Source organism: Methylobacterium variabile (assembly GCF_001043975.1).
GTDB classification, from domain to species: Bacteria; Pseudomonadota; Alphaproteobacteria; order Rhizobiales; family Beijerinckiaceae; genus Methylobacterium; species Methylobacterium variabile.
Map to the genome: position 1 here is coordinate 1 of NZ_LABY01000249.1, position 7,660 is coordinate 7,660.

Annotated in this window: 6 protein-coding genes and 2 pseudogenes; 7 read left to right on the plus strand and 1 reads right to left on the minus strand. The window is 70.4% G+C overall.

Annotated elements, in window-relative coordinates; genetic code table 11:
* Nucleotides 1-17 precede the first annotated feature (17 nt).
* Nucleotides 18-83 (plus strand): annotated as a pseudogene (locus tag VQ02_RS39550) (hypothetical protein); the annotation flags it as partial.
* Here VQ02_RS39550 and dnaE read toward each other — a convergent pair.
* Nucleotides 69-2,765: pseudogene (dnaE, locus tag VQ02_RS29220) on the minus strand (DNA polymerase III subunit alpha); the annotation flags it as partial. The pseudogenes VQ02_RS39550 and dnaE sit on opposite strands and share 15 nt — an antisense overlap.
* 513 nt (nt 2,766-3,278) lie before the next feature.
* Here dnaE and VQ02_RS29225 point away from each other — a divergent pair.
* From VQ02_RS29225 to VQ02_RS38440, 6 genes are all read left to right on the plus strand, one after another.
* Entirely contained in the window at nt 3,279-4,646 is a 1,368-nt protein-coding gene (locus tag VQ02_RS29225) for a glutamate--cysteine ligase (RefSeq protein WP_048447765.1), read from the plus strand.
* Between the two features lie 263 nt (nt 4,647-4,909).
* The gene (locus VQ02_RS29230; RefSeq protein ID WP_048447766.1) at nt 4,910-5,326 is read left to right on the plus strand and encodes a hypothetical protein; all 417 of its coding nucleotides are present in this window, start codon (nt 4,910-4,912) and stop codon (nt 5,324-5,326) included.
* A 118-nt stretch (nt 5,327-5,444) separates the two neighbouring features.
* Nucleotides 5,445-5,717 carry a sulfurtransferase TusA family protein gene (locus VQ02_RS29235; RefSeq protein WP_048447767.1) on the plus strand — a complete coding sequence of 91 codons (273 nt, stop codon included), beginning with the start codon at nt 5,445-5,447 and terminating at the stop codon, nt 5,715-5,717.
* Nucleotides 5,714-6,313 carry an NUDIX domain-containing protein gene (locus VQ02_RS29240; protein WP_048447768.1) on the plus strand — a complete coding sequence of 200 codons (600 nt, stop codon included), beginning with the start codon at nt 5,714-5,716 and terminating at the stop codon, nt 6,311-6,313. The genes VQ02_RS29235 and VQ02_RS29240 overlap by 4 nt, the downstream gene beginning before the upstream one ends.
* A gap of 151 nt (nt 6,314-6,464) precedes the next feature.
* The gene (locus VQ02_RS29245) at nt 6,465-6,749 is read left to right on the plus strand and encodes a hypothetical protein (RefSeq protein WP_048447769.1); all 285 of its coding nucleotides are present in this window, start codon (nt 6,465-6,467) and stop codon (nt 6,747-6,749) included.
* A gap of 266 nt (nt 6,750-7,015) precedes the next feature.
* Entirely contained in the window at nt 7,016-7,174 is a 159-nt protein-coding gene (locus VQ02_RS38440; protein WP_167350807.1) for a hypothetical protein, read from the plus strand.
* Nucleotides 7,175-7,660 lie beyond the last annotated feature (486 nt).

The window sequence follows — 7,660 nt, forward strand, 5'->3', positions numbered from 1 at the left end:
CCGCCGTCGAGGCGATCGTGCAGGCCCGCGGCGACAAACCCTTCCGCGACCTCGGCGACTTCGCCCGGCGCCTCAACCCGAAGCTCGTCAACAAGCGCACCCTCGAGAACCTGGTCGCCGCGGGCCTGCACGATCGCCTCGACGGCGGAGCGGCCGACGCCCTTGATCGCGGCGAGCGCGTAGCGGATCGCGCCGTCATGCACCTCGAAGGTGACGCCGGAGCGGTTCACGTTCGGCGGCTCGACCTTGATGTTCAGGCGCTGCGCGTCCTGGCGCAGCTCGGCGAGCTTGTCGGTGTTGTCGATGTCGAGCGACATCGAGGCGGCCATGAACTCGACCGGATAGTTCGCCTTCAGGTAGGCGGTCTGGTAGGTGATCAGCGCGTAGGCCGCGGCGTGCGACTTGTTGAAGCCGTAATCTGCGAACTTGGCGAGCAAGTCGAAGATCTCGTTGGCCTTGGCCTTGTCGAGGCCGCGCTCGACCGCGCCCTTCACGAAGCGGTCGCGCTGGGCGTCCATCTCCGCCTTGATCTTCTTGCCCATGGCGCGGCGCAGGAGGTCGGCGTCGCCGAGCGAGTAGCCGGCGAGGACCTTGGCCACCTCCATCACCTGTTCCTGGTAGACGATGATGCCGAAGGTCTCGGCGAGGATCGGCTCCAGCTTCTCGTGCGGGTACCAGTTCTTCTCGTTGCCGGCGTCGCGGCCGAGCTTGCGCTCGCAATAGACCGGGATGTTGGCCATCGGGCCCGGGCGGTAGAGCGCCACCAGCGCGATGATGTCCTCGAATCGGTCGGCGCACATCTCGACCAGCGCCTTGCGCATGCCCGCCGATTCCACCTGGAACACGCCGACCGTCTCGCCCTTGCGCAGGCGCTCGTAGGTGCGCTCGTCGTCGATCGGCAGCGAGGGCAGGTCGACCTCGATGCCGCGCAGCCTCAACAGGTCGGTCGCGGCGCGCAGCACCGTCAGGGTCTTGAGGCCGAGGAAGTCGAACTTCACCAGGCCCGCCTGCTCGACCCACTTCATGTTGAACTGGGTCACCCGCATCCCGGTCTTCGGATCGCGGTAGAGCGGCACCAGCTCTTCGAGCGGCCGGTCGCCGATCACCACGCCGGCGGCGTGGGTCGAGGCGTGGCGGTGCAGGCCTTCGAGCTTCTTGGCGATCGTCATCAGCCGGGCGACGACCGGCTCCTCCTCGATCGCGCTCTGGAGCTTCGGCTCGCCCTCGATCGCCTGGGCGAGCGTCACGGGGTTGGCCGGGTTCTGCGGCACCAGCTTCGTCAGCTTGTCGACCTGGCCGTAGGGCATCTCCAGCACCCGGCCGACGTCGCGCAGCACGCCGCGGGCGAGCAGCGTACCGAAGGTGATGATCTGCCCGACCTGGCCCTCGCCGTAGCGCTCCTGCACGTAGCGGATCACCCGCTCGCGGCCCTCGACGCAGAAGTCGATGTCGAAATCCGGCATCGAGACGCGCTCGGGGTTGAGGAAGCGCTCGAACAGCAGGCCGAAGCGGATCGGGTCGAGGTCGGTGATGAGGAGCGACCACGCCACCAGCGAGCCGGCACCCGAGCCGCGGCCCGGCCCGACCGGGATGTCGTGCTCCTTGGCCCACTTGATGAAGTCCGAGACGATCAGGAAGTAGCCCGGGAACTTCATGTTGGTGATGACGCCGATCTCGTATTCGAGCCGGTCGCGGTAATCTTTTTCCGTCAGCCCCTCGGCCGGGCCGTGCTGGCGCAGGCGCTCGGTCAGGCCTGCCTCCGCCTGCCGGCGCAGCTCCGCCGCCTCGTCGGGGGCGATCTCCTTCGCCACCGCGGTCGTCGCGGCGGCGGCCAGCGCCTGCGCGGCGGCGCCCTCCGGCGTCCCTTGCGCCGGCGTCGTCAGGCTGGGAGCGCCGAAGCTGGGGAGGATGGGTTTACGGGTGCGCGCCCGGCAGGCGCAGCGCATCGCGATCTCGACCGTTGCCTGAAGCGCATCGGGCAGGTCGCGGAACAGGTCGGCCATCTCGGCCCGGGTCTTGAAGGCATGGCGCGGGGTCAGGCGCCGGCGCTTGTCGTCCGAGACGAGGCGCCCCTCCGCGATGGCGAGCAGCGCGTCGTGGGCCTCGTAATCGTCGGGCTTGGCGAAGTAGGGCTCGTTCGTCGCCACCAGCGAGAGGCCGTGCCGGTCGGCGAGGCGGATCAGCTCGCCCTCGACCATGCGCTCGTCGGGCAGGCCGTGGCGCTGCACCTCGACGTAGAGACGGTCCTCGCCGAAGGCGGCCTTCAGGGTCTCGAGGCGGGCCAGTGCCAGCTCGGACCGGCCGGCGCGCAAGCCCGAATCGATCGGCCCGCCCATGCCGCCGGTGAGCGCGATCAGCCCCGCGGAGCACTCGGCGAGCGCCTGCGCGGAGACCCGCGGCACCTCGCCGATCTCGTTATCGAAATAGGCCCGGCTCGCCAGGCGCAGGAGGTGGCCGTAGCCGGTCTCATCCTTGGCCAGCAGCACGACATGCGGGTGCGCGGCGTTGAGCTTTCCGCCCGCTTCCGGAGCCTCGAACGCGACGCTGAGCTGCATCCCGGCGATCGGCTGGATCCCCGAGCCCGCCGCCTTCTCGGAGAATTCGAGCGCGCCGAACAGGTTGTTGGTGTCGGTGAGCGCCAGGGCCGGCTGCCGGTCGGCGCCCGCGGCCTTCACGAGGTCGCCGATCTTCAGCGCGCCCTCGAGCAGGGAGTAGGAGGAGTGGACGTGCAGGTGGACGTAGCCGACGGGCTTCAGGATCTGCAAGGCGACTCTCGCTCCGATTGGAGCGAGGCAGGATTCCCGGCCAAGCCCGGAGAGTCACGACCCGGAGCGCCTCACCGGGCCGAAAATCGCTGGGGATTCACCGCCAAATCGGCGGAACGATCCTGGACGTGGCCGCACGGCAACGCCGGCCGGTCAGTGCATCGGCGAGAGTGCCACCGCCCACAGGACGACGGCGCCGGTGAGCAGGCCCATCGAAGCGACCTCCGTGACAGCGAGGAGGATCTTGCGTATGTTCATGGTCTGTCCCCTTTCGACAGGCCGATGTTTGTTCCTGTTTTGTTCTGAGTCAAAGGGGAGCCGGCCGGATCCGGGCAAGGTGGTGAACGGTTGGTTGACGGGTCCGCCGCCGGCCGGGACGGGTGGGTCCCGGGGGGTCTGGCGCGGGCGCGTTGCGGCTCGGTCGTCCGCGGCCTATTTAGGCGCAACCTTGACGGTGGGCCCGCCGGCCCGCCGGGAGTCATCGTTTTCGTTCTTCCAAGCACGAGGTGGCGCATGGCGCGCGACGTGTCCGACGCGACCCCGCTCAGCGCGCGGTCCGAGCTGATCGAGTGGTTCGCAGCTGGCGAGAAGCCGCACGACGCCTTCGCCATCGGTACCGAGCACGAGAAGGTCCCGTTCTACCGCGCCGACCATGCGCCGGTGCCCTACGAGGGCGAGCACGGCATCGCCGCCCTGCTCGAGGGCCTGCGCGCCGTCACCGGATGGGAGACGATCGAGGATGCGGGGCGGGTGATCGGCCTCTCGGCGGTCGAGGGCGGAGGCGCGATCTCGCTCGAGCCCGGCGGCCAGTTCGAGCTCTCGGGCGCGCCGCTGGCGGACGTCCACGCCACCGCCCACGAGCTGAGCGTCCACCTCGACGCGGTGCGCCAGGCGGCCGACCCCCTCGGCATCGGCTTCCTCACCCTCGGCATGAGCCCGAAATGGACCCGGGGTGAGACCCCGGTGATGCCGAAGAGCCGCTACCGCATCATGAAGGGCTACATGCCCAAGGTCGGCTCGCTCGGCCTCGACATGATGCTGCGCACCGCCACCGTGCAGGTGAACCTCGACTTCGCGTCCGAGGCCGACATGGTGACGAAGATGCGGGTCGGCTTAGGCCTGCAGCCGGTCGCGACCGCGCTCTTCGCCAACTCGCCCTTCACCGACGGCAAGCCGAACGGCTTCCTGTCCCGGCGCTCCGAGATCTGGCGCCACACCGATCCCAACCGCACCGGGATGCTCGCCTTCGCGTTCGACGACGGTTTCGGCTACGAGGCCTATGCCGACTGGCTCCTCGACGTGCCGATGTACTTCGTGAAGCGCGGCGAGACCTACCACGACGTCAGCGGCGCGTCGTTCCGCGACCTGATGGAGGGGCGCCTGTCCGCCCTCCCGGGCGAGCGCGCCACCGTCTCCGACTGGGCCAACCACGCCTCGACCGCCTTCCCGGAGGTGCGCCTGAAGCGCTTCCTCGAGATGCGCGGCGCCGATGTCGGCGACGCCAACATGATCGCCGCGCAGGCCGCGTTCTGGACCGGGCTGCTCTACGATGCGGGCGCCCTCGACGGCGCCTGGCAGCTGGTGCGCGACTTCACCGCGGCGGAGCGCCAGGCGATGCGGGACGAGGTGCCGCGGCTCGGGCTCGACGCCCCGGCCGGATCGCGGCGCCTGCGGGACCTCGCCCGCGACGCCCTGGACCTCGCGGAGGCGGGGCTGCGGGCCCGCGCCCGCCTCGACCCGCAGGGCCGCGACGAGACGCTCTACCTCGCGCCGCTCCAGGCCATCGCGGCCGGGCGCACCCGCGCCGAGGATCTGCTCGCGCTCTACGACGGGCCCTGGAACGGCTCGGTCGATCCGGCCTTCGGCGCCTGCGCCTTCTGAGGGCCTGCGCGGGCGATTTCGCGCCATCGCGGCCGCCGCCGGGCGGTCGCCGCGCGCCGTGCCCAAGCTTATCCGGACGAACGCGGCCGGTAGCGGCAGTCGAGCCGGCTGCGACCGGCGGACGCGGCCAGATGACGGTACGGGCAAGCCCGGCCGACCCGGAGTGACGGCCCGTCACCGGGGTCGGAATCTTGGAACAGATCCCGCTCCTTGACCGTTCTTGAGGCCATCGGGGCACATTCCTCACAGATCGGAGACATCACATGTCGCGCATCACCACCCTCGCCCTCGCGGCCGGCGCCGCCGCCGCCCTGACCGCCGGCACCGTCGGCGCCCAGGCTGCTCCGCTCCCGGCGGCAACCTCGGCGGCGGTGGGCGGAGCGGGTGCCGCGACCGTCGACCAGGTGCGCTGGCGCGGCGGCTACTACGGTGGCTACGGCTACCGGGGCTATCGCGGCTACGGCTATCGCCGCGGCATCGGCGCCGGCGGCGCCCTCGCGGCCGGTGCGGCACTGGGCATCATCGGCGGCGCCATCGCGGCCAGCTCCGCCCCGGCCTACGGCTATGGCTACGGCTACCCGGCCTATGGCTACGGCAGCTACGGCTACGCCCCGGTCGGCGGCTATGGGTACGGCTACGGCTACCCGGCCTACGGCGGCTACTACGGCTACGGCTACTGAGACTTCCCACCCTCGAGGGTGACGAGAGCCCGGCGCGGGATGCCCCCGCGCCGGGCTTTCTCGTTCGCGCCGGATGTGCTCAACCGGTCGGCGACCAGTGCGGCCCATTCGAGCGACCATGCAACGGCACGACCTCGACCTGCGCGGGCTCAAATGCCCCCTGCCGGTCCTGCGGACCCGGAAGGCCCTGCGCGGCCTCGAACCCGGCGAGAGCCTGGCGGTGCGCTGCACCGACCCGATGGCCGCCATCGACATTCCCAACCTGCTGCGCGAGAGCGGCGACCACCTCGACCGGGTGCTCAAGGACGACGGCGTCCTGACCTTCGAGATCCGTCGCGGCGCCAAGCGCGGCGGGGATGACCAGGATCACGACGAGGAGAGTGCCGCATGAGCCGTGAGATCCCCGACGAGGACGTGCCGCGCATCGAGGGCACCCGCGCGGTGCACGAGGGCTGGGCGCGCTACCTCGTCGCGGAGGTGCGGATGCCGGACGGGCGCCGCATCAGCCGCGAGGTCGAGGATCACGGACCCGCCGTGGCGGTGCTGCCCTTCGATCCCGAGCGCCGCGTCGCCCTCCTGGTGCGGCAGTTCCGCACGCCGCCCTGCTTCGTCGACGGGACGCCGTCGGTGCTGGAGGTCCCGGCCGGCCTGCGCGAGGAGGACGACCCGGCGACCTGCGCCCGGCGCGAGGCCTACGAGGAGGTCGGCCTGCGCCTCACGGACCTCGATCCCGTCGGCCGGGTGTGGTCGATGCCGGGCCTCTCGACCGAGCGGATGGACCTCTTCCTCGCTCCGTACCGGGCGGCCGACCGTGCGGGCGCGGGCGGCGGACTGGCGGAGGAGAACGAGAGCATCGAGGTCGTGGAGGTCGCCCTCGCGGAGCTGGCGGCGGCGGCCGACCGGGGCGAGGTCGCCGACATGAAGACGCTCTGCCTCGTCCAGTCCCTGCGCCTGCGGCGGCCGGACCTGTTCGAAAGGCGGCCTTGAGCCCGAGCGGGAGTGCCAGCATCCTGAACGAGTGCTGTACGGGCGGGGATCTTCACGGTTTCGTGATCGGGGCTAGCGTCTTGTTCAGCAGCTGTTAACTTTGGGCGGTTCCGATAGCCCTCCGTCGCAGGGGCCTCGACAGGAGACGCCGATGTTCAGCATTGGACCCTTCCACCGGCCAGCCAGCCAGCCCGCCAGCATCTACGTCTCGCTCCTCCCGCTGGAGCCAGAGCCTCTCGACTGCGCCCCGGCCCCGCGGCGCGAGCCGTCGCCGGCGCCCGCGGAGCCGAGCATGACCCGCTACGCCGCCTCGATGCTGGCCCTGCTCGGCCTCACCCTGGCGATTCACTCCGCCGTCGGCTGGTGGACCCTGACCGGCAAGGCGCCGTCCACCGCTCCCTCCGTCCAGGTCGCGACCGCCCGCGCGCCGTCCTGATCCGGCGCGAACCTGAAGCTCCCTGAGCCGCAGCGATAATCCGGGTGATCCTGAGCCGGCAATGCCGGACCCCGGAGCGGGCGGGCGCGTTGCCGCCCGTGCGAGGACACGGCGCAGCACCGTCCTCGACCGGCTGTACTTTGGTCATGATCGTGTCGAGAACCCGGCGGTTTCGCGGTCGTCCCTCTTGCGCGCCTCCACCGAGTTGTTAACGTCACGTTCAAATCCAAGAAAATCAGTCGTGATTCGCGCAAGGGAGCCAGCGCATGTCCCAGCTCATTCGCGTCAAGCCCACGCAGGACGGCACCTACACGGTCTACCGCGGCGCGCACGTGCTCGTCAGCGGCCTGACCCGGGCACAGGCCGAGATCTACGAGGCGTCCCTCGCCCAAGGCGAGCGTAAGCCCGACCAGTCGATCCACTGAGCCGCCGGCGCCGGGTGCCCCGGCCCGCGCCGACGGTACGCCGTCGGATCTCATGTCCCGCAAGGCTGCCGGTTCCCGCGGCTGCCTGCGCCACCACCCTCTCTCGCCCGAGTGCCGACGTCCAACGATGCTGCTCGACAGCGTCTCGTCGGCCGGGCCGATCAACACGCCCCGACGCGAGAGATCCGGCGATGACGCTGGGCTTTCTTGCGTCGGAGCCTGCTCCCCTCTCGGAACGGCATTGACACCCTCCCCTGTCATCCGGCGCCGCGCCGTCGAACGGCCTCGTTCGACGGGGCACACCAAGCGAATAATACCCTCGCGCCTTCGCATCGACACGTCGATGCGAAGGCGTCCGGGGCATCAGCGCCGGCGCCCGTTCGGGCTTGCCTTGCGCCTCCCAACCTGTCTCTTCTACACATCTAAAAAAAAAAACAGAGAATAACGCTCGTCTATACGACCGTCGCAAAAAACTGGCAGCGCCAG